This is a genomic window from Rathayibacter sp. VKM Ac-2759, assembly GCF_009834225.1.
GTDB lineage: Bacteria > Actinomycetota > Actinomycetes > Actinomycetales > Microbacteriaceae > Rathayibacter.
The window spans coordinates 1,171,186-1,191,698 of sequence record NZ_CP047176.1 but is presented as its reverse complement, the minus strand read 5'-3'; the positions used below and the strand labels follow the sequence as shown (position 1 = coordinate 1,191,698).

Sequence of the window (20,513 nt, the reverse complement as noted above, 5' to 3'; positions counted from 1 at the left end):
CGGGGCGGGCCGCTAGTGTCGTCCGGTGGGCAGCTACACCGAACTCCTGAAGACCCCCGGCGTGGGGCGCATCATCGCGGCACAGCTCACGGCGCGCTTCCCGTTCGGGATGCTCTCGCTCGCGTTCCTGCTCCACGTCGAGCGCGTGCACGACTCGTACGCGGCGGCCGGTCTGGTGCTCGGCTCGATGTCGATCGGCCAGGCGATCGCCGGCCCTCTGACGAGCAGGCTGATGGGGCGCCTCGGCATGCGCCGGGTGCTCACCCTCACCCTGATCGTCTGCGCCGCGGCGATCATCGCCATGGCGCTGCTCGACCTCGAGATCTGGCAGTTCGTGGTCATCGCCCTGATCGCGGGCCTCAGCATGCCGCCCGTCCAGCCGGCCGTCCGCACCATCTACCCCAAGATGGTCACCAGCTCGCAGCTCACGCCGCTCTTCTCGCTCGACGCCTCGGCGCAGGAGATCATCTGGGTCCTCGGCCCGGTGCTGACCACGTTCGTGTCGATCCAGATCTCGACGGTCGCCGGCATCCTCACGGCCGCCGCGTTCCTGATCGGGGGCGGCATCTGGTTCATCGCGTCGCCCGAAGTCGGCCGCGTGCGCATCCCGCGCTCCAAGCGCAAGCTCGGCGTCGTGCTCTCGAAGCCGCCGGTGCTGCTGGCGACCGTCGTCGGCTTCCTGCTCGTCGGCGCCTGCGCGGCGGTGGAGGCGGGAGTCGTCGCGGTGTTCGGCGAGGGCGGCGTCGAGTCCGGAGTGGTCCTGGCGATCTTCGCGGCCGGCTCGCTGGTGGGGGGCCTGACGCTCGGGCACATCCCGATCAGCCGCTGGGCGACCGCGCGGCGCATGCTGATCGTGACCGTCGGCATGGGCCTCGCGGCGTTCTCGAGCGACTTCTGGTGGCTCTCGGCGACCCTGTTCCTCGCCGGAGTCGGCATCGCTCCGGCCCTCGCCGCCCTGTTCACGATCACCGCCGCGAGCGTGCGCTTCTCGGACACGGCGGAGGCGTACGGCTGGGTCGGCACGGGCCAGCTGATCGGCGCCGCGCTCGGCTCGGCGATCGCCGGAGTGCAGATCGACCAGTCCGGTCCGACGGCCGCGATCGCCGTCGCGGCGGCCTTCGCCTTCGTCGGCTTCGTCGTGCCCGCCCTCGGCCGCCGCTACCACCCCGACCTGCGCGGACGCGACGCGAGCCCCCTCCCCGACACCGAACCCGTGAACCTGCCGACCTGATCCGCCGCGCCGTTGCCCGGCCCCGGGCACCGTTCTAGGGTTGGCCCCATGACGGGGGAGCCGGAGGTGCGCATGACGAGACTGCGCGCAGAGGCGGAGGATCTCGTCCGGCGGCATCAGCGCGCCGCGGCCGATGCTCACGTGCTCGTGCCGTGGGCGGACCCCGAGACGCCCGAGTGGTGCAGCGAGCTGGCGGCCGCCCTGTGGGAGGGGTCGTTCCGCCCGAGTCCCGTCTACTTCCGGGCCGAGGACCCGGCGCACGCGTGGCGCGGACCGCACCCGGTGCGGCTGCACCACCTCGGCTTCGGCTGGCAGCTCACGGCGCACCGCGAGACCGCCGGGGGCGGCACGGAGTCGACGACCGTGGTCGTCCTCGAGACGGGATCGCTGTGGTTCGGCGCCGGGCCGGGGCGTCGGCCCGCGCGCGGACTCCTCGGTCTCGGCGACCACGGCCCGGTCGAGGGACTCCAGCCGGGGCACGACTCCTACTTCGCGGTGCGGAACCTCACCGAGCGCGACGGCGCGGCGCGGGCCGAGCGCCGCCTCCTGTTCGGAGTCGCCGGGCTCGCCGCGCTGATCGAGGACACGGTTCGGGTGGGGCCGCACGGAGAGCTCGACTGGAGTCTCTGACGTCGGTGCCGCGTGTCAGCATGGAGGCATGAGCACTCCGCTGATCCCCCTCAACGACGGCCGCGCGATCCCGCAGATCGGGCTCGGCGTCTACAAGATCGGCGACGAGGAGGCGGCCCGCACCGTCGCGACCGCCCTCGAGGCGGGCTACCGCCACGTCGACACCGCCACGCTCTACGGCAACGAGCGCGGCGTCGGCGAGGGGATCCGTGCGAGCGGCGTGCCCCGCGAGCAGGTGTTCGTGACGACGAAGGTCTGGAACGACGACCACGGCTTCGACGAGACCCTCGCCGCCTTCGACCGGAGCCTCGAGCTGCTCGGCACCGACTACGTCGACCTCTACCTCGTGCACTGGCCGATCCCCTCCCGCGACCGCTACGTCGACACCTACCGCGCCCTCGAGCGCATCCAGCAGGAGGGGCGCGCGCGGTCGATCGGGGTGTCGAACTTCGCGATCGAGCACCTCGAGCGGCTCCTCGGCGAGGCCGGGGTCGTGCCCGCGATCAACCAGGTCGAGCTGCACCCGAGGCTCCCGCAGGAGGAGCTGCGCGCCTTCGACGCGGCGCACGGCATCGTCACCGAGGCGTGGTCGCCGCTCGCCCGCGGCCGGCTGCTCGACGAGCCGGTGCTCGCAGGGATCGCCGGCAAGCACGGAGTCTCGCCCGCGCAGGTCGTCCTCCGCTGGCACCTGCAGCTCGGCGTGGTCGTGATCCCCAAGTCGGTGACGCCCGCGCGCATCGTCGAGAACCTCGACGTGCTCGGCTTCACCCTCGACGACGACGATCTGGCAGGAATCAGCGCTCTCGCGACCGGAGAGCGCACCGGTCGCGACCCGCGGTTCGACTGAGGCGCCCTAGCGTGGCGGCATGACGAACCGCGACGCTCTCCTCCTGCACGGCCTCGGCGGCGCCTCCGGAACCTGGTGGCGGCTCGCCGACGAGCTGCGCACCGCCGGTTGGCGGGTGAGCGCCCCGGATCTGCGCGGCCACGGCGCCGGACCCCGCGGCGGCTCCTCCCGTCACGACGCGTACGCCGACGACGCGCTCGCGCTGCGGCCCGACGACGGGGCGTGGGGGCTCGTCGTCGGGCACTCGCTCGGCGGGGCGATCGCGGTGCGGGCCGCCGCGCGCGACTCCGGCTGGGCCGAGCGGCTGGCGCTGCTCGATCCGGTGCTCCGCCTCGGGCAGGCGCAGCGGGCGGAGGTGCGCGAGGGCGAGCTCGCCGATCTCGGCACGACCGCTGAGCGGCTCGCCGAGACGCTGCCGCACTGGGACGAGCGCGATCGCGCCGAGAAGCTCGCCGCGGCCCGCGCGGCCGACCCGGCGGCCGTCGCCGCGACGGTGGACGAGAACGACCCGTGGGACCTGCTGGCCGACGTCCCCGCGCTGCGGGCGCCGGTGCTCGTGCTCGCCGGAGACCCCGAGGTCTTCACCTTCCTCCCGCCGAGCCTCGCCGCCGAGGTGCTCCGGGCCAACCCGCGGACCCGCTACGCGGTGGTGTCCGGTTCGGGGCACAGCCCGCACCGCGACCGCCCGGCCGAGACGATCGCGATGCTCCGCGAGTGGGCGGAGAGCGAGGCGACGGGCTGAGCCGCGGTCCCCGGGTGTTTCCGACCTGTGAAATCTGCCCCGAAAGGGTGTGCTTCCGCCGATCCTGTGAATAGCCTCGCAAAGGGCGCGGCTCGATCCCAGGATCGGGAGGGCGCCGGTCGTCGATCCGACGGCCCCTGTCATCGACGAAAGGGACCACCTGTGGCGGACACCACCCACGGAGCCGGAGGCGCTCGGCGCCGACGCTCACTGATCGGCTCGAGCGCGATGATCGGAGCCGGCGCGATCGTCGCCGGCTTCGCCTTCGCTCCGACGGCGAGCGCCGTCGAGCCGGTCGACTTCGCCGAGACCGTCACGGTCGACGGCATCATGACCCACCTGGAGGCGTTCCAGGCGATCGCGGACGCCAACGACGGCAACCGCGCCATCGGCACCGAGGGCTACGAGCTCAGCGGGCAGTACGTCGAGTCGGTGCTGAAGGAGGCCGGCTACACCACCGAGCGTCAGGACTTCACCACCACGACGCAGACCATCGACGAGTTCTCGCTGACCACGACCCCCGCGGTCGAGGGCATCCCGATGTCGTTCACCCCCTCCACTCCCGAGGGCGGCGTGACCGGCGAGCTGATCCAGCCGATCGACCCGCTGGGCTGCGACGCCGACGCCTGGGCCGGGCTGGACGCGACCGGCAAGGTCGCCCTCGTCAGCCGCGGCACCTGCAGCTTCTCGGAGAAGAGCGCGGCCGCGGGAGCCGCCGGCGCCTCCGCGATCATCGTCTACAACAACGTCGCCGCGGAGCCCCTCAACGGGACCCTGGGCGCGCCCGACGACAGCTACATCCCCTCCGTCGGCGTCACCCTCGAAGAGGGCCAGGCGCTGATCGCGGCGCTGCCGACGACGGCGACGCTCGTCCTCGAGCAGACGACGACCGACACCGACACCTTCAACATCATCACCGAGACCCCGGGCGGCGACCACGACAACGTCGTGATGCTCGGCGCGCACCTCGACGGTGTTCCCGAGGGCCCCGGCATCAACGACAACGGCTCGGGATCGGCGACGCTCCTCGAGACCGCCGTCCAGCTCGCCGACGCGGGCGAGACCACCAACGCGGTGCGCTTCGCCTGGTGGGGCGCCGAGGAGGTCGGACTCGTCGGCTCGTACACCTACGTCGACTCGCTGACGGAGGAGGACGCGGACAAGATCGCGACCTACCTGAACTTCGACATGGTCGCCTCCCCCAACTACGTGATCTCGGTCTACGACGCGAACGAGTCCACCTACGAGGCTCCGGTCGAGGTCCCCGCGGGCTCGATCGCGACCGAGAAGGCGTTCACCGACTACTTCGACTCGATCGACCAGCCGTGGATCGACACCGCGTTCGACGGACGCAGCGACTACGACGGCTTCATCTCGGCCGGTATCCCCGCGTCCGGCCTCTTCACCGGAGCCGACGACGTCAAGACCGAGGAGGAGGCCGCGCTGTTCGGCGGAACCGCCGGCATCACGCACGACCCGAACTACCACTCGGCCGGTGACGACATCGCCAACATCAACCAGGAGGCGCTCGGCATCACCTCGAAGGCCATCGCGTTCGTGACCGCCTCGTTCGCCGAGGACACCTCGGCCATCGACGCCGAGAAGAACCCGACGACGCCGGAGCCCACTCCGACGCCGACCGCCGAGCCGACCGTCGCCCCGACGGCCGAGCCGACCGCGGAGCCCACCGCGGAGCCGACGGCCGAGCCGACGACGGAGCCCACCACGGCCCCGACCGCCGCGCCCGTCCCGACCACGACGCCCACCGCGGGCGCGGGGCACGCTCCGGCGAAGCCCACGAAGCCGACCCTCGCCGCGACGGGTGCCGAGACCGGCCTCCCGCTGGGCATCGGCGGCCTGCTGATCGCGGGCGGCATCGGCGGGCTCCTGCTCGCCACGGTCCGCCGTCAGCGCTCGGAGGCGCGCGACCGCGCCTGATCCGCAGCACTGCACCGGAGCCGCCCGCTCGTCGATCCTCTCGACGGGCGGGCGGCTCCGTCCATCAACCCCGGCGAACCCGGTGGCGCGGCGGCGTTGATAGCCTCGCGATGGATGGATGCCCCCTGGATCGTCGTGGCCGCCCCGGGCGGGCGGACGAGCGAGCCCGAGTTCCGGCCCCGGCGGCTGTTCGCGGGAGTGATCGCCGTCGCGCTCGTGATCGTGGTCGCCCTCGGTGCGCTCGAGGTGCAGGCCGCCCGAGGTCTCGCCGAGACCGAGGCGGTGGCCGACGCCTCCGACACCGCCGACCTGCTCGCCGAGGTGATCGTGCAGCCGGCGATCACCGACGGGATCCTGACCGGCGATCCCGCCGCGATCGACGCCGTCGACAGGGAGATCCGAGCCCACGTGCTCGACGACTCGCTGGTGCGCGTGAAGCTGTGGGACGCGAGCGGCCGCATCCTCTACTCCGACGACCCCCGGCTGACCGGCCGTTCGTTCGCGCTCGACGAGGAGGATCTCGAGGCCTTCGAGGACGAGGACGTGCACGCCGAGGTGTCGGATCTGCAGGCGCCCGAGAACGTGTACGAGCGCGACAGCGAGCGCCTGCTCGAGGCGTACCGCTCGGTCAGGACACCGTCGGGGACGCCGCTGCTCTTCGAGAGCTACTTCCGCTACGACGAGGTCGTCGACCGCAGCACCGAGCTCTGGCGCAGCTTCGCCGCGGTCTCGCTCGCGAGCACCGTGCTGCTGGTGCTCCTCCTGCTGCCCGTGCTCGCCCGGCTGCTCGCCGTCATCGGGCGGTCGAGGCGCCATCGCGAGACGCTGCTGCAGCGCGCTCTCGACGCGTCGGCTGACGAGCGGCGGCGCATCGCCGCGACCGTGCACGACGGCGCCGTGCAGGATCTCGTGGCCGCGTCCTTCGCCGTGCACGGCCGGGGCGAGCGGGCCGCTGCCGACGGCGACGCCGCGCTCGCCGACGATCTGCGCACCGTCGCCGCCACCATCCGCGCGGGGCTGGGCGGCCTCCGCTCGCTCCTCGTCGACATCTACCCGCCGAGCCTCGCCGACGCCGGGCTCGCCGCGGCGCTGCAGGACCTGGCCGCGACCACCCGCGCCCGGGGCGTCGCCGTCGAGATCGACGCCCCCGCCGCCACCGGCCTCGACCAGGAGGGCGAGCGCCTGCTCTTCCGCGTGGCCCACGAGGCGCTGGCCAATGTGGTGAAGCACGCGGAGGCCTCGAGCGCGGTCGTCCGACTGCGGCGCCTCCGCGACCGCACGGGGCAGCGCGTCGTCCTCGACGTCGTGGACGACGGCGCGGGCTTCGACGCGGCGCGGATCCTCGCCGAGCCGGAGGAGGGGCACCTCGGCCTCCGGATCCTGCGCGACCTCGCCCTCGAGCACGGCGCCGAGCTGCGCCTGCTCACAGCCCCGGGCGCGGGGACGCACTGGCAGCTGGTGGTGCAGGGATGATCCGCGTGCTGATCGTCGACGACCACCCGCTGGTCCGCGCCGGACTGGCAGGCCTCGTCGCGGCGAGCGCCGACCTCGAGGTGGTGGGGCAGGCCGGGAGCGGCGAAGAGGCTCTGGAGCTCGCTCCGGCGCTCGAGCCCGACGTGGTGCTGATGGACCTCTCGATGCCCGGCATGGACGGGATCGAGGCGACCGCGCGGCTGAAGGCGCTGCGGCCCGAGACCCGCGTGGTGGTGCTCACCTCGTTCGACGACCGCGCTCGCGTGCTGGCGGCGCTGCGCGCGGGGGCGCAGGGCTACCAGCTGAAGGACGCCGACCCGGCCGCCGTGCTCGACGCCGTCCGCTCGGCCGCCGCGGGGGACGCTCCGCTCGACCCGAGAGCGGCGCGGGCCCTTCTGCCCGGGGCGGAGGCGGCCTCGCTGCCCGCCCTGAGCACGCGGGAGGAGCAGGTGCTGCGGCTGATCGCCTCCGGAGCGTCGAACCGCGCCATCGCGCAGCGGCTCGGCATCGCCGAGCGGACGGTGAAGGTGCACGTCGGGCACGCGTTCACGCGGATCGGCGTGCGCGACCGGACGAGCGCGGCGCTCTGGGTGCGCGACCACCTCGCGGGGTACTAGTACCAAGGTCCGATTGCCGGCCTCCCGGCCGCGGTCGAGAGTGGGCACATCCCCGGCGCTCCGCATTCGCGCCCGACCAGGAAGGTCACCGATGTCCCCCCTCCGCACCACTGCCCGCACCGTGGCGGTCGCCGCCGCGGCGCTGCTCCTGGCAGGCCTCGTCGCCTCGCCCGCCCAGGCCAAGACCACCTCGGCCGGCGGCGACTACTCCGTCACCGTCAACGGCACGACCTACAACCCCGCCGCCGGCAAGGACGTGAAGCTCAAGGACGTCGCGGTCTCGGGCACGATCGCCGTGCGCGGTGTGAACAACCGCTTCGACATCCGCCCCTCGACCCTCGGCGTCTACGACTACACGCTGACCGGCGCGCCGGACACGCAGCGCATGGTCACCAGCCCGACCGTCGTCTTCGCCTCGAAGGTGCCCACGCTCACCGCCGCGCAGCTCTCGGGCGCGCGACTGAGCTCGCTCGAGGTGAAGGACGGCAGTGTCGTCGTGATCCTGACCACCGCCGCGGGCAAGCTCAAGGTGCAGGCCAAGGACGGCGCCCAGGGCGGCATCTTCCAGATGGAGCCGGAGTTCGCCGGCGATGTCGAGCTCGTGCACACGCTCGGCCCCGGCCTCTTCTACTTCGTGAACAGCTTCACCGGCAAGGTCAACTTCGGCAACGGAGTCGACGCGGTGACCCCCGCGCAGAGCGCGACGGGCTACCACCAGATGCTGCTCGGCAAGGACAGCCCGCAGGTCGCCACCAAGACGTCCCAGAGCGGCACCGTCACCACGTGGACCGTCTCGCCCGGCGGCCGCCTCGGCGGCGTGCTCGGCGAGGACGCGATCGAGCTCTCGCAGGGCGCCACCGACTGCACCAGCCAGTGCCAGGCGCAGAACCGCATCAACGGATCGCTGCCGGTGCCTCCGGACCCGGTGAACCCGACTCCGATCGGCTGACGCCCCGCAGCCTGAAGGAACCCCGGACCGTCGAGGCCGCCGGCTACAGCTGGTCGCCTCGACGGTCCGGGGTTCCCTCGTGCGGGGTCGTCAGGGACGACGGGCGAGGGCGAACGCCTCCTCGACGTCCTCGTCGGGGTCGGCCAGGAGGCGGAGGGTCGCGAGGGCGTGGAACCGCCGGGCCTGCTCCGGGGAGTGCGCGGCAGCCTCGAGGGGTTCGGCTGCCGCATCGCCGAGCATCAGCAGCGCGCGGGTCAGGCTCCGCTGCTCCGGCCGGTCGCCCTCGCCGAGGTGCTCGGCGAGCTGCCGGGCGAGTGCCGGCCGCTCGCTCTCGGGTGCGAGCCGCGCGGCCGTGCGCCAGGCCGCGCGGGCGACCTCGGGGTGCTCGTCGTGCAGCAGCGCCGGCGTGATCGCCGGCCAGGCCCGCGGATCCCCCACCTTCGACAGCGTGTGCAGCGACTGGCTGCGGGCCTGCGGCGACTCCGACTCGAGCTCGGGCAGGAGCAGCTCGACGGTGACCGCCGGGTCGTGCCGGGTGAGCGCCCAGGTCAGCATCTCGCGGACCCCGAAGTCGGTCTCGACGGCGCACTGCGCGACCAGCACCGCGGCGTACTCGTCCGCGGGCCGGGTGCCGGCGCTCATCGCCGCCTGCAGTCTCGAGGACGCGTCGGGGGCGCCCAGGGCCGCGCGGAGCCTGTCGGAGGGCCGGTTCTCGTCGCTCATGGGAACCCATTCGACACCCGCCCGCCGTGAGGACGTCGAGTGCGGGCGCGGGTGGGGTTCCCGCCGCCACGGCGCACGGTGTTCACTGAACCCATGCGAGCCATCTGGAAGGGCGCGATCACCTTCGGCCTGGTCAACGTGCCGGTGAAGATCTACAGCGCGACCGAGGACCACGACATCGCCCTGCACCAGGTGCACGACGCCGACGGCGGGCGGATCCGGTACCAGCGCAAGTGCGAGATCTGCGGCGAGGTCGTGAGCTTCGACCACATCGACAAGGCCTACGACGACGGCGAGCGCACCGTGGTGCTCTCCAAGGACGAGCTCAAGGCGCTGCCGGAGGAGCGCGACCGCGAGATCGACGTCGTGCAGTTCGTGCCGAGCGACCAGGTCGACCCGATCATGTTCGACCGCGCCTACATCCTCGAGCCCGACTCCTCCTCCCCCAAGGCCTACGTGCTGCTGCGGCGCACGCTCGAGGAGACGGACCGCACCGCGATCGTCGAGTTCGCCCTCCGGCAGAAGACCCGGCTCGCGGCGCTGCGCGTGCGCGGCAAGCTGCTGATGCTGCAGACGCTGCTCTGGGCCGACGAGGTCCGCGAGGTCGAGTTCCCCTCCCTCGAGGGCACGACGCGCATCGCCGCGCGCGAGCTCGAGATGTCGTCGCACCTCGTGGACTCCTACTCGGAGGACTTCGACGCGGCGAAGTTCACCGACGCCTACCAGGTGCAGCTGCGCACCCTCATCGACGCGAAGATCGAGCAGGGCGACGCCCTCGACACGGCCGCCACGTTCGGCGAGGCGCCCGAGGAGGAGGGCGGCGGCGAGGTGCTCGACCTGATGGAGGCGCTGAAGCGCTCGGTGGAGCGCAGCCGCGGGGCGAAGGCGGGGGCGGCGGAGGCGGCGCCGGCGCCGAAGAAGAAGGCGGCTCCCGCGAAGAAGGCCGCTTCTGCGGCGAAGGCGGCTCCTTCGGAGAAGGCCGCGCCGAAGAAGAAGCCGGCGGCGAAGAAGTCGGCGAAGAAGCCCGCCGCGGCGGCGTCGGAGTCCGTGGAGGAGAAGAAGGCCGCGTCGTGAGCTGCGCGCCCGGCCGGCGTCAGACGCACCACTCGTAGGGCGGCTCCGACCCCTCGGCGAGAGTGATGCCGTCGACGTAGTCCTGCTCGAGGTGGAAGAACAGGGAGCTCCCGGAAGGACCGCTCACCACCGCGTAGTCGCCGTACTTCTCGTCGCGGATGACCGAGGCGTCCGGATGTGCCGCGAGCAGCTGCGGGAGCGACGAGCCGAAACCGATGTCCCGCCAGCTCCGCGGCGCGGGAGCGGACGCGGAGGGGCCCTGGATCACGATCATGAGAACGCGGTTCTCGGTGGAGTCGCCTCGTGCGACGAGATCGACCGACACCGCGTCCGTCCCCGTGTCGAGGTAGCGGGCCCACGTGCAGTACTCGGGCAGCCCCTCCGAGAGCAGCGGGATCTCGGCTCCGATCTCGTCGAAGGACTCGCCCAGCCGGATCGGGCCGACGGCGTCGAGCGTCACCTGCCACGACGAGACCAGCGAGCTGGTGAGGCTGGCCTCGGAGGCGTCGGGCCCGCAGGTGCAGACGACGATGCGCAGGATGCGTCCGGACACCGTGCTGTCGGAGGGGCCGTCGTAGACGATGCGGTAACCGGTCGCGCTGCCCGGGGCCGACGCGTAGTCGACCGACCAGCCGTCGTCGACGCGGGTCGGGGCGGAGGGCGTCCCGTAGACCGCGGTCGCGACCGAGACGTCCACTCCCTCCGTGATCCCGTCGGCGGTCGACGTCGTCGCCTTCGGGGTGATCAGGGTGAGGACGCCCGAGCGGAACTCGAGGGTCGCGTCGGTGCAGTCGACGTACACGATCTCGGTCGTCTGCTCGGTGATCGCGAAGCCGTCCAGCGCGAAGCGCGCCTGCTCGAGGGTCATGCCGAGCCGCGCCGCGCCGTAGCCCTCCGCCGTCACGACGTCGCCGGACGCGGTCGCCGCCCGCAGCCTCGCGGCGAGCTGATCGGCGTCGGCGGCGTCCACGTAGCTGCCGGAGCCGAGCGTCGCGATGCACTGCAGCTGCGACTGCGCCTGCTCGTCGGCGTCGACCGCGAAGCCGATCACCTCGATCGAGAGCAGCGGATGCTCGTCGAGCACGACTCCGGCGACCTCGCACGACGACGGCGGCGAGCAGGTGTCGACGCCGTCGCTGACGAGGACGATCGTCGCGGGCTCGTCGGCCGGCAGCTGATCGGCCGCGGAGCGCAGCGCCGGGCCGATCGGAGTGAAGCCCGACTCGGCGATGCCCGCGATCGCCGCCGAGAACACGGCCGCGTCGACGGGCCCGACCGGCTGCAGCGTGGTGACGTCGGAGCAGCCCGCCGCGCGCTCCGCGTCGGAGTTGCCCGTGCCCGTGCCGAAGACCGTCAGCCCGAGCTCGGTCGCCGGGTCGAGCCCCTGGACGAGTGTCGTCGCGGCGGCGCGGGCGGCGTCCATCCGCGTCCCGCCGGTCGGGACGTCGCGGACCATCGAGCCGGAGGCGTCGAGGATGAGCATGGTCGGCACGCCGCCGGGGTCGGGGGCCGCGACGGGGGCGGCGGCGCTGGTCGGGACATCGTCGGCCGACGGAGCCCCGGGAGTCGTCTCGACCGACGGCTCGACCGCCGCGCCGAGCGAGGGGAGGGCGCCGTCGCCGAGCAGCGGCACGACCGTCACGACCGCGACCGTCGTGATCGTCGCAAGAACGAGCGCGCCGGCGGCGCTCGCGAGCATCCAGGCCTTCGGGCCGGAGGAGCGTGGGGTCATCGGAGTGTCCTCGGGTTCGGGCCGGATCGGGCTCGGTTCATGACGTGCGCTCACCGATCAGCACGTCGCTGATCACGAGCCGGGTGCCGTCCCAGCGCATCGATGCGGTGACGGGACGCGTGGCCTGAGATCCGTCGAGGTCCTCCCAGTACCAGGCCACGCGGTAGCCGCCGTCGACCGCGGTCAGATCGGTGACCTGATCGCGGTAGCCGGCGGGGACGATCTCGGGCACGCCGATCGCGTCGAGGACGCGGCCGTGCGCGGAGTAGAAGACGAGCGAGTCGGGCCAGTTGACGCCGCCGTGGTTGCAGCCGATCACCGAGACGCCCGCGGCATCGGAGGCCGTCGGCGCCGGCTCGATCGCGAAGTGGGCACCCGTCGACACGCCCTCGTCGTGGAGGTACACGCCGCCCGGCTCTCCCGTCGTGATCGGCAGCACGCCGTCGACGAGCGTCCCCGCCTCGAAGTCGCAGAGCGCCGGCACGGGAGCGGAAGAGAAGAAGCCGGGCGCGAGCGCGGCCGCAGGCGCGTCGGAGAGGCCGTCGCGCGCGAGCGCCCAGAGGCTCGTGGGCTCCGGGTCCGGCGCGACCGGCGTGCCTGAGGCGTAGCCCTCGGCGAGCGCACCGTCGGCCCGCTCCTGCAGAGTTCGGAGCGCCGAGGCGGCGAGACGCTCGGCCACCGCCGGGCCGAGGGCGGGGACATCCGCCGGCTGCGCGACGCGGACGGTCTGCACCACGTTGCCCGTGGTCGCGACGACCAGGGCGGTCTCGGCTCCGGCGTCGTCGGTGCGGACACCGGCGAACCAGTGGACCGCACCTCCTGTCCCCTCGACTGGTGCGGAGCCCGTCGCCGTCTCGGTGTAGACGGTCGTCCGGACGAGGTCGTCGGCCTGTGATCTCTCCTCGATCCTGAAGCACCGCCCGGAGGCGCGCAGCAGGTCGCCGTACCGATCGGCGGCGTCCGACACCGTGGGCAGGAGGAGCAGCTCGCTCTCGAAGCCGGGCCCGGTGCGGGAGCGGTACCCCGACGGGTAGACCGGCGCGGCGTCGAGCAGCGCCTCGCATCCCTCGGGAGTGATCCTCGGCGTCAGGTAGTCCGTCGTCCTCTCGATCCCCAGCTCGCCGTCCGCCGTTCCGACGCCGAGCACGCTTCCGCCGACCACGAGCGACTCCAGTTCCGAGGCGAGGTAGGTCTCGTCGCCAGTGAGGGCGGCCGGGCTCGCCGGCGCGACTCCGGAGGCGACATCGCGCACGACCGCGCTGCCCCAGGGCGTCGAGATCGCCGCCCAGGCACCGGCGGCCACGACGAGGGCGACGACTGCGGCGGTGAGCCCGATAGCGACGGCGCGTCCGGCCATGTCAGGCCGACGATCGTGCGAGCTCAGGCACGCGCTTCGCCCAGCAGTGACATCGCGCGCTCGGTGTAGCTCGACAGAGAGACGCCGCGACCCTTCTCCTCCCAGTCGCCGCCGGACCGGCGTTGCCCGACGATGCCGCTCGCCCAGGCGAACGCGTCGGAGCTCCTGCCCGCGGCGCGCTCGAGCACGACGAGTTCCGGGTTCTCGAATCGAGCGAAGATCGTCGACCAGGCGATGGCCGAGCCCGGCTCGGGGAGCACGACGTCGACGGCTCCGTCCGGGCGCATCGAGAAGAGCAGGAGGCAGCCGGGAACGTCCCGCGAGGAGAGGCCGATGAGGATGGTCGAGCGCGTCCCGGACTTCGCCAGCACCCGCGCGACCCGGAGTCGATCGGGAGCGTCGGGGAGGGCGCGGAGGGCCGAGCGCACGTCGATGAGCGCCGCGTCCTCCACTGTCGCTCCGAGCGCACTGCGTGCGTCGAGTGACGCCCCGCCCACGTCGGAGACCGCTTGCGCGGCGAGCCGATCGCTGCCGAAAAGCCCGCTGGTGAACACCGGAGCGAGAATCTCGCGCCGATCCTCGGCTTCGGCCAGGAACAGGAGCTCCGGCACGAACAGTGCACTGATCGTCTTCATCGTCCCGTCCCCATCGCGTAGAAGAAGTCGTTCGTCATCCCCGCCACTCCGTCGACGATCGACAGCCCGAACCCGCCGATGCCCTCGTAGCGCTCGGCGAGCTGGATGTGCTGCTCCGGAGTCAGGGTGTCCAGTCGGGCGTCCTCGCCGAACATGAAACGAGCACCCTGGCTCAGAGCGCCTCCCGGGCTGTCGTAGAAGGTGTTCACGCCCTCGTAGAGCTCAGTGCCGATGAACTTGCCGCCCTCCCAGGCAAGACCTGCACCCGGGATGAACAGGCCGGCGACGCCGGCGGCCGCGTCGAGGACGGATTCCACTTGTCCGCCGGTGTCCCCCTCCCGGAGCGCGGTACCGAAATCCCACGCGTTGAAGAGGAAACCGACAGCACTGGCGACGCCGCCGAGCGATTTGAAGCCGGCGAGCACTTCGTCGACCGACTTGATTCCACTCACTCCAGGACCGATCTTGCGTATCGCCTCGAGATAGTCGGCGCTGTCGGACACGAGCCCCTGCACTCCGAGGAGCGCCTTGATCGCCGCATAGAGGTCCGCCACCGAGACCCCGCCACCCGCGGTCCGGCCCGACGGTCCTCCGCCGAGGCCCCCCGCCCCGCCGTCGCGCGCGCTCGCCCGCTCCTGCTCATCCGCGTTGCGCAGGATCTCGCGCGCGATCCGCTCGAGCGCGTCGGACGCCCCCTGCACCTGCCTGCTGTACTCGCTGTCCCACAGCATCCTGAAGCGGACGGCGACCGGGCCGACCCAGGCGGCGATGCGGATCCCGCTCCCGATGCGCTGCCTCGCTCCGTTCAGACGGTCGCTCGCCGACTGGAGCTGTCGCGCCAGATCGCGCAGCTGCGCCACGTCGGCGCCGTACATCCCACTGCTCATCGCTCTCTCCTCCTCGGTTCCCGCGGACGACCACCGGGGGCGGGTGCCTGATCGCACCCGCCCCCGCGAGGTCAACCGTTCGAGACGCTCTCCTGTGCGGAGGCGTTCTGCGACGCCTTCTGCGACGCCTCCTGGAGGGCGTTGATGACGCGGTTCAGGGCCGCGGTGTGCGTGCCCGACCAGTCGTTGCGGAACTGCTCCGCGTCGGGACCGGTCCACTGCGTGTTGCCGAGCTGGTTCGTGAGGGTCGACAGGACCTGCTGGATCGCCGTCGCCTCCTGGTTGAGCTTGCTCGAGAGCTGGCGGACCTGCTCGACGTCGAGTCCCCAAACGGCCATGGTGTTCTTCCTTTCGTCAGTGCTCCGGAGCGTCCGGAGTCACGATTCCCCGGCCGTCCGACCCCCGGATCCCGGGGGTCCGATCGACCTGTGGAGAAGTTATCGAGGGCTGTGCAGGGGGTCGATGGGCACCACTGCCCACCGCTTCCTGCCGCCCCGTTCAGCCGGCATCGGTGGCGACCTGCAGCTTGATCGCGCGGCCTCGGCCGACGAGGAATCCCCGGCCGGGAGGCAGATCCGCGCGGCGCATCCGGCCGAGCGAGGTGCCCAGCAGGGTGTCGCCGTCCATCTCGCCCGGGACGACGAGCAGTCCCCTCCTGCCCGCCTTGAAGGGCTGCGCGAGTGTGTACGACTGGCCCCACGTCGACGACTCGCCCTCGCCGACGACGAGCACGCCGGCCCGCACCGCCGCCCGCACGAGGCGGTCCGTCGGCATCTCGGCCTCCGTGCCCGTGAAGTCGGTCAGGCCCTCGATCACGATCGCGCTGCCCGGTGGCCCGAAGCGCCCGAGCTCGACCTCGCCGGTGAGCCCCTCGGCCGCCCTGGCGACCTCGGCGACGCCCACGACGCTCGCGCTCCAGGCGGGTCGGGCTCCGAGCCCCGTCCGCCTCGCCGCGAGATGGACGATGCGCGCTCCCCGCTGGGAGCGGCGCAGCGCCGCGGCGAGAGTCGCGAGCGCCGTCGTGCGGCCGCCGCCCGGCGATCCTGCGACGAGGAACGCTCCGGCGGCCTCGAGGCCGATCGGCGCGAGGTCCTCGTCGGCGAGGCCGATGCACACTCCCGAGGGCGTCGTCGCCGGCAGCTCCGCGAGCGGCACGACGTCGCCCAGCCGGCCGACGCCGGGGGCGGGCGCGGCGCCCTGCCGTCGCATCGCCTCGGCGAGGCTGGCGATCTTGCGGGCCTGGATCGCCACGTTCGCGTCGCCGCCGAGGACGGCGATCTGCACCTCGTTGCCCTCGCTCACACCGCGCCCGGGAGGCGAGGTCGCCGAGAGCACGTCCTTGGGGACGCCGAGGAGCAGGTAGTCGTCCTCGCTCGCCAGGCGCAGCACCACGCGGCGCTGGATGGTCGAGTTGAGCGAGGTCGGCACCGAGTTGGGCCGGTCCCCGGCGACGACGACGTGGATCCCGAGCTGGCGTCCGTCGGTCGCGATCTGGGTGAACACGCTGAACCAGGCGTTGGTCCCCGCGTACTCGTAGGCCTCGCGGAAGGCGCCGATGCCGTCGACCAGCAGGAGGATGCGCGGTTCGTCCGGGCGGCCGGCGAGCTCGCGGTACTCCCCGATCGTCGACGCCTTCACCGCCCCGAAGCGCGCGGCGCGATCGTCGACGAGGTCGCGGATCATGCGCAGGAGGCGGACGACCCGCTCGTCGTCGTCCCCGCGGACGACGGCGCCCACGTGCGGCAGCTCCTCGAGCATCTGCAGGCCGTTCGCGCCGAAGTCGAGCCCGTACACGTGCACGGGTCCTCCGCGCGGAGTGACGGCCGCCGCGACCGCGATCGAGCGCAGGGCCGTCGACTTGCCGGAGCCTCCGGTGCCGAAGACGGCCATGTTGCCGTCGCGGTCGGGCTCGTAGAACACGGTCGGCTGGCTCTGCGTCTCCGGGCTGTCGATGACCCCGAGCAGGAGGCGGTCGTCGGTGCGCGGGTGCGGCAGCCGCGAGAAGTCGTAGGCGGGGGCCAGCTCGTCGAGCCAGGGCTTCCGGGGCGCGGGGACGCGGGCCTCGGTCGCCGCCCGCCCGATGGTCGCGACCATGCGCGCGATGTCGGTCGGGCCCGGATCGCCGGTCTCCTCGGCCTCGGCCCGGCTCTGCTCCCACGCGACGCCGGAGCCGAACGCCATCTCCTCGATGTCGATCCGCGGAGGCGGGGCCTCGCCGGTGGTCCGTCCGCCCGCGTAGCCGGTCTGGAAGCCGGCGATCCGGCCGGGGCCCGTCTTGGCGGCGCCCCGCCCCGGGATCGCCGGGTCGAACGACGCCGCCATCGGCGTGCCGAGGATGTCGGTGGAGTCGTCGCCGTCGGCCATCCGCAGCGCGATGCGGAGGTTGGTGTTCGCGCGCAGGTTGTCCTTGATCACGCCCGCCGGCCGCTGGGTCGCCAGGATCAGGTGCAGACCGAGCGAGCGGCCGCGCTGGGCGACGTCGACCACTCCGTCCACGAACTCCGGGACCTCGTTCACCAGCGCCGCGAACTCGTCGACGACGATCAGGAGGCTCGGGGGCGTCTCGGGGTCGCCCGTCTTCTCGAGCGAGACGAGGTCCTTGGCCTTCTTGCGGTTGAGCAGGTGCTCGCGGTACCGCAGCTCGGCCCGGAGGCTCGTCAGCGCCCGCCGGACGAGGTGCGGAGAGAGGTCGGTGACCAGGCCGACCGTGTGCGGCAGCTGCACGCAGTCGGCGAAGGCGGCGCCGCCCTTGTAGTCGACGAAGAGGAAGGCGACGCGGTCGGGGCTGTAGGCGGCGGCCATGCCGAGCACCCACGACTGCAGGAACTCGGACTTGCCCGCGCCGGTGGTGCCGCCGACGAGCGCGTGCGGCCCCTGGCTGCGCAGGTCGAGGTAGAACGGCTCGGTGCCGGCCGAGCCGACGAGAGCCCGCAGCGAGCCCGCGGAACGGCGCCGCACCGGCGCGGACCCGTCGCGCACGGTGATGGAGTTGCTCTCGCGCCAGCGGTCGATGACCGCGCCGGACTGCGCGATGATCTCGGGCCCGGCGAGCGCCGCGTAGGCGACCTCGCGGGGCAGATCGGAGGAGTCCTCGACCGGGACTCCGCCGTCGACCACGGGCGAGAGGGAGCGCGCCAGGGCGAGGGCCGTGCTCGCGTCGACCGTCTCGAAGACCACGGGGTGCGAGTGCTCGCCGAGCCTGACCTGCCCCGTCGTCGCGGGCGAGCCCGGGTCGGCGACGAGCAGGAAGCTGCGGGCGGCGGCGGGGAGCTCGGCGATGCTCGCCGAGCACCAGAGCAGGTGGACTCCCGCGTCGGGCCCGCGCTCGGCGAGCCGGATCAGCCGGGCCCGGTCGACGGGGGCGTCGTCCTCGACGATCACGATCAGCGACGGGGTCACGGGGTCGGGGAGGCGATCGGGCTCGTCGGCGCGGACGGATCCGCGCAGGACCGGTCCCTCCTCCGACCGCCGCTCGACGAGCTCCTCGAGCCGCGACAGCAGCGACGCGCCGGATCCCGGGTTGTCGGCGAGGTGCTCCCCCGCGAGCGGCGAGTGCACCGAGCCGGTGTGCGGCAGCCACTCGAGCCACGACCATCTCGAGCGGGAGGCGGGCGAGGTGAGGGCCGCGACGGCGAGCTCGGCCGGCGAGTGCGTCCCGACCAGCTGCACGGCCAGCGCCCGGGCGACGTCGGCGCGCACGGCGGCGGGTCCGGCGATCCCGAGGGCGCCGCTGCTGCGCAGCTCGGCGACCACGGGCACGCCGTGCACGAGGCGGTGCCGCTCGAGGGTCGCCGCGAGCTCGCGGACGAACTCGGGCTCGGTGTCGTTGCCGCCGGCGAGCTCGATCCGGCAGCGCGACGGGAGCGAGCCGACCCCGAGCCGTACAGCGAGGAAGCCGCGGTGCTCCGGGCGGTGGGTCCACAGGTCCTCTCCGCGCTGCGCGATCGCGGCGACGGCGTCCGCCGCCGACGGCTGCTCGGCGAGGCGCACGGCGCGCTCCACGGCCTGCGCGGCGCGGACGTCCTCCTCGAGCGCGTCGAGTGAGCGCGTGAAGACCGCGATCTGCGCCTTTCTGGTGCGGCGCGCGGTGACGGTGTGGTCGATCCAGGTGCCGATGGCCAGCAGCGGGCTGAGCGCGACGAAGATCACGCTCAGCAGCTGCTGCGTGACGACGTACAGCACGGCGCCCATCACGAGCGGAGCGACGAGCGCGAGCAGCGGGAACCGCTGGGGCGACGGCCGCTGCGGCGGCGTGGGCGCGGCGAGCACTCGCTCCGCGAACCGCACGACGACCCGCGGGGAGCGGGTGAACTCGACCACGGGCGTGCTGGGCGGGGCGCCGCCGAGACGGGCGAGGGGCACGACGCTCACGGCGCTGTCGCCGATCACGACGACATCGGCGGGGGTGAGCGTCGCCCGCTGGACGAGCCTGCCTCCCATGGTGAGGCCGTTCGCCGAGTTCGTGTCGACGATCTCGACCGTCTCGCCGATGCTCACCCTGGCGTGCCGCTTCGAGATCAGGGGGTCGGACAGCCGCACGTCGACACCGCGCTCGCGACCCAGATGGCTGGCACCGGCGGGCAGCGGGAACTCGCGGCCCTCGTCGGGACCGGACAGCACCCGGAGGACGGCCACCGCTGGGCCGCGGTCCCGGCCCTCGCCGGCGGCCGGCGGGGCCGCCCGCGAGAGCTGCACCGTCCCGCCGGAGCGGATCCCTGCCTCGACGATCGCGAGGTCGGGGTGGATCGAGCGCGGACGGTCGAGGCCACCCGCGCCGAGCACGTCGAGCGTCACGGGCGTCGCGTCGGCCCCGGCGGCGCGCTCGGGATCCGCGTCCCGCAGGGCGGCGGCCACCGCGCCGACCGAGACGGTCGCGTCCACCGTCACGACGACGTCCGTGGCCGTCCCGGAGGCACGGCGGAGGGTCAGCTTGAGGCGCATCAGTCGGTCCCGTCCTCGTCCGGCTCGTCCTGCGGGGCGTCGAGGAGCGGGAGGTCGGCGCGGGTCACGAGGCGGCTCGTGACCGCGTACTCGACCAGGCGGGCGCGCCGGTGGGTGGCGAGCGAACCGGTCTCGCCGCGCACGCCCTGGACCCCGACGCGGGCGAGCTTCTCGCAGACGTTGTCGAGCTTGCGGTTGAACCGGGTCTGGGTCCAGCCGAGCCGCGCGGCCGCCTTCGACGAGCTCGGGATGACGCTCGTGCCCGTGCCCTCCCGGCGCAGCATCGGCTCGCACAGCGCGATGACCAGGAGCCGCTGCGACGCAGTGAACGGAGTGACGCCGATCGTGGTCGCGCCGGTGAGGGCGCGCGGCGCCAGCACGGAGTCGAAGGTCGGCCTGCTCGAGTACAGCGTCAGCTCGTAGGTGGTCGGGCCGGCCGTGAACACGACCATCGTGGTGCCGAACACGATGGGGAGGCGGCTGCCGGGTGAGAGCCACGCCTGGATCCCGCCCGACCCGTCGGTGACCGTGGCCGACAGCCGGCTCCCGACGTTGCACAGCCACCACAGTCCCTCGGCGCGCACGATCTGGAGGAACCGGCGGTGCAGGAACGGGTTGTCGTCGAGATCCAGGGCGCCCTCGCGGCCGATCTCGAAGGGCTCGTCGCCGAGGGGGAACCACTCGCCGCAGAACTCCACGCTCAGCTCGGCGTCGGCGACGACCGGCATCGGCACGGT

The 20,513-nt window shown here is 73.1% G+C and carries 17 protein-coding genes; 9 read left to right on the top strand and 8 right to left on the bottom strand.

The annotated features are described in order from the left end of the window. Positions 1 to 25 precede the first annotated feature (25 nt). From GSU68_RS05410 to GSU68_RS05375, 8 genes are all read left to right on the top strand, one after another. A complete protein-coding gene (locus tag GSU68_RS05410) occupies positions 26 to 1,231 on the top strand; it encodes an MFS transporter (RefSeq protein ID WP_159906177.1) in 1,206 nt (401 codons plus the stop codon). A gap of 48 nt (positions 1,232 to 1,279) precedes the next feature. Continuing rightward, positions 1,280 to 1,861: a hypothetical protein gene (locus tag GSU68_RS05405; RefSeq protein WP_159906175.1), complete on the top strand. Its 582-nt coding sequence runs from the start codon at positions 1,280 to 1,282 to the stop codon at positions 1,859 to 1,861. 28 nt (positions 1,862 to 1,889) lie between these two features. Continuing rightward, positions 1,890 to 2,708: an aldo/keto reductase gene (locus tag GSU68_RS05400; protein ID WP_159906173.1), complete on the top strand. Its 819-nt coding sequence runs from the start codon at positions 1,890 to 1,892 to the stop codon at positions 2,706 to 2,708. A gap of 19 nt (positions 2,709 to 2,727) precedes the next feature. Next, the gene (locus GSU68_RS05395; RefSeq protein ID WP_159906171.1) at positions 2,728 to 3,450 is read left to right on the top strand and encodes an alpha/beta hydrolase; all 723 of its coding nucleotides are present in this window, start codon (positions 2,728 to 2,730) and stop codon (positions 3,448 to 3,450) included. A 162-nt stretch (positions 3,451 to 3,612) separates the two neighbouring features. After that, positions 3,613 to 5,388, top strand: coding sequence for a M28 family peptidase (locus GSU68_RS05390; RefSeq protein ID WP_244259398.1), 1,776 nt, complete (start codon positions 3,613 to 3,615; stop codon positions 5,386 to 5,388). Positions 5,389 to 5,502: 114 nt separating this feature from the next. Continuing rightward, positions 5,503 to 6,861, top strand: coding sequence for an ATP-binding protein (locus GSU68_RS05385; protein ID WP_159906169.1), 1,359 nt, complete (start codon positions 5,503 to 5,505; stop codon positions 6,859 to 6,861). Further along, a complete protein-coding gene (locus GSU68_RS05380; protein WP_159906167.1) occupies positions 6,858 to 7,478 on the top strand; it encodes a response regulator transcription factor in 621 nt (206 codons plus the stop codon). The genes GSU68_RS05385 and GSU68_RS05380 overlap by 4 nt, the downstream gene beginning before the upstream one ends. Before the next feature lie 91 nt (positions 7,479 to 7,569). Then, entirely contained in the window at positions 7,570 to 8,427 is an 858-nt protein-coding gene (locus GSU68_RS05375; protein WP_159906165.1) for a hypothetical protein, read from the top strand. 90 nt (positions 8,428 to 8,517) lie between these two features. On the opposite strand, the gene GSU68_RS05370 is transcribed toward GSU68_RS05375, so the two are convergent. Beyond that, the gene (locus GSU68_RS05370) at positions 8,518 to 9,150 is read right to left on the bottom strand and encodes a HEAT repeat domain-containing protein (RefSeq protein ID WP_159906163.1); all 633 of its coding nucleotides are present in this window, start codon (positions 9,148 to 9,150) and stop codon (positions 8,518 to 8,520) included. Positions 9,151 to 9,243: 93 nt separating this feature from the next. Here GSU68_RS05370 and GSU68_RS05365 point away from each other — a divergent pair, with 93 nt between their 5' ends. Continuing rightward, entirely contained in the window at positions 9,244 to 10,224 is a 981-nt protein-coding gene (locus GSU68_RS05365) for a Ku protein (protein ID WP_159906161.1), read from the top strand. Positions 10,225 to 10,243: 19 nt separating this feature from the next. Here the strand turns inward: GSU68_RS05365 and GSU68_RS05360 are convergent, their stop codons facing one another. From GSU68_RS05360 to GSU68_RS05330, 7 genes are all read right to left on the bottom strand, one after another. Then, the gene (locus GSU68_RS05360; protein WP_159906159.1) at positions 10,244 to 11,956 is read right to left on the bottom strand and encodes a VWA domain-containing protein; all 1,713 of its coding nucleotides are present in this window, start codon (positions 11,954 to 11,956) and stop codon (positions 10,244 to 10,246) included. A gap of 37 nt (positions 11,957 to 11,993) precedes the next feature. Continuing rightward, positions 11,994 to 13,313, bottom strand: coding sequence for a hypothetical protein (locus GSU68_RS05355; protein ID WP_159906157.1), 1,320 nt, complete (start codon positions 13,311 to 13,313; stop codon positions 11,994 to 11,996). A gap of 23 nt (positions 13,314 to 13,336) precedes the next feature. Then, positions 13,337 to 13,948, bottom strand: a complete 612-nt coding sequence (locus GSU68_RS05350) for a hypothetical protein (protein ID WP_159906155.1) — start codon at positions 13,946 to 13,948, stop codon at positions 13,337 to 13,339. Further along, on the bottom strand, positions 13,945 to 14,835 hold the full coding sequence (locus GSU68_RS05345; protein WP_159906153.1) for a hypothetical protein: 891 nt from the start codon (positions 14,833 to 14,835) through the stop codon (positions 13,945 to 13,947). The genes GSU68_RS05350 and GSU68_RS05345 overlap by 4 nt, the downstream gene beginning before the upstream one ends. Positions 14,836 to 14,906: 71 nt before the next feature. Continuing rightward, complete coding sequence (locus GSU68_RS05340; protein ID WP_159906151.1) at positions 14,907 to 15,173, bottom strand: WXG100 family type VII secretion target; 267 nt, start codon at positions 15,171 to 15,173, stop codon at positions 14,907 to 14,909. 160 nt (positions 15,174 to 15,333) lie between these two features. Further along, complete coding sequence (locus GSU68_RS05335; RefSeq protein ID WP_159906149.1) at positions 15,334 to 19,776, bottom strand: FtsK/SpoIIIE domain-containing protein; 4,443 nt, start codon at positions 19,774 to 19,776, stop codon at positions 15,334 to 15,336. Then, positions 19,776 to 20,504, bottom strand: coding sequence for a hypothetical protein (locus GSU68_RS05330; protein ID WP_159910138.1), 729 nt, complete (start codon positions 20,502 to 20,504; stop codon positions 19,776 to 19,778). The genes GSU68_RS05335 and GSU68_RS05330 overlap by 1 nt, the downstream gene beginning before the upstream one ends. Positions 20,505 to 20,513 lie beyond the last annotated feature (9 nt).

What these genes read in the sequence shown, in the direction of transcription:
- GSU68_RS05405 (WP_159906175.1), top strand. Translation starts at nt 1,280, where the DNA reads ATGACGGGGGAGCCGGAGGTGCGCATGACGAGACTGCGCGCAGAGGCG.
- GSU68_RS05400 (WP_159906173.1), top strand. Translation starts at nt 1,890, where the DNA reads ATGAGCACTCCGCTGATCCCCCTCAACGACGGCCGCGCGATCCCGCAG.
- GSU68_RS05395 (WP_159906171.1), top strand. Translation starts at nt 2,728, where the DNA reads ATGACGAACCGCGACGCTCTCCTCCTGCACGGCCTCGGCGGCGCCTCC.
- GSU68_RS05385 (WP_159906169.1), top strand. Translation starts at nt 5,503, where the DNA reads ATGGATGCCCCCTGGATCGTCGTGGCCGCCCCGGGCGGGCGGACGAGC.
- GSU68_RS05380 (WP_159906167.1), top strand. Translation starts at nt 6,858, where the DNA reads ATGATCCGCGTGCTGATCGTCGACGACCACCCGCTGGTCCGCGCCGGA.
- GSU68_RS05375 (WP_159906165.1), top strand. Translation starts at nt 7,570, where the DNA reads ATGTCCCCCCTCCGCACCACTGCCCGCACCGTGGCGGTCGCCGCCGCG.
- GSU68_RS05370 (WP_159906163.1), bottom strand. Translation starts at nt 9,150, where the DNA reads ATGAGCGACGAGAACCGGCCCTCCGACAGGCTCCGCGCGGCCCTGGGC.
- GSU68_RS05365 (WP_159906161.1), top strand. Translation starts at nt 9,244, where the DNA reads ATGCGAGCCATCTGGAAGGGCGCGATCACCTTCGGCCTGGTCAACGTG.
- GSU68_RS05360 (WP_159906159.1), bottom strand. Translation starts at nt 11,956, where the DNA reads ATGACCCCACGCTCCTCCGGCCCGAAGGCCTGGATGCTCGCGAGCGCC.
- GSU68_RS05355 (WP_159906157.1), bottom strand. Translation starts at nt 13,313, where the DNA reads ATGGCCGGACGCGCCGTCGCTATCGGGCTCACCGCCGCAGTCGTCGCC.
- GSU68_RS05350 (WP_159906155.1), bottom strand. Translation starts at nt 13,948, where the DNA reads ATGAAGACGATCAGTGCACTGTTCGTGCCGGAGCTCCTGTTCCTGGCC.
- GSU68_RS05345 (WP_159906153.1), bottom strand. Translation starts at nt 14,835, where the DNA reads ATGAGCAGTGGGATGTACGGCGCCGACGTGGCGCAGCTGCGCGATCTG.
- GSU68_RS05340 (WP_159906151.1), bottom strand. Translation starts at nt 15,173, where the DNA reads ATGGCCGTTTGGGGACTCGACGTCGAGCAGGTCCGCCAGCTCTCGAGC.
- GSU68_RS05335 (WP_159906149.1), bottom strand. Translation starts at nt 19,776, where the DNA reads ATGCGCCTCAAGCTGACCCTCCGCCGTGCCTCCGGGACGGCCACGGAC.
- GSU68_RS05330 (WP_159910138.1), bottom strand. Translation starts at nt 20,504, where the DNA reads ATGCCGGTCGTCGCCGACGCCGAGCTGAGCGTGGAGTTCTGCGGCGAG.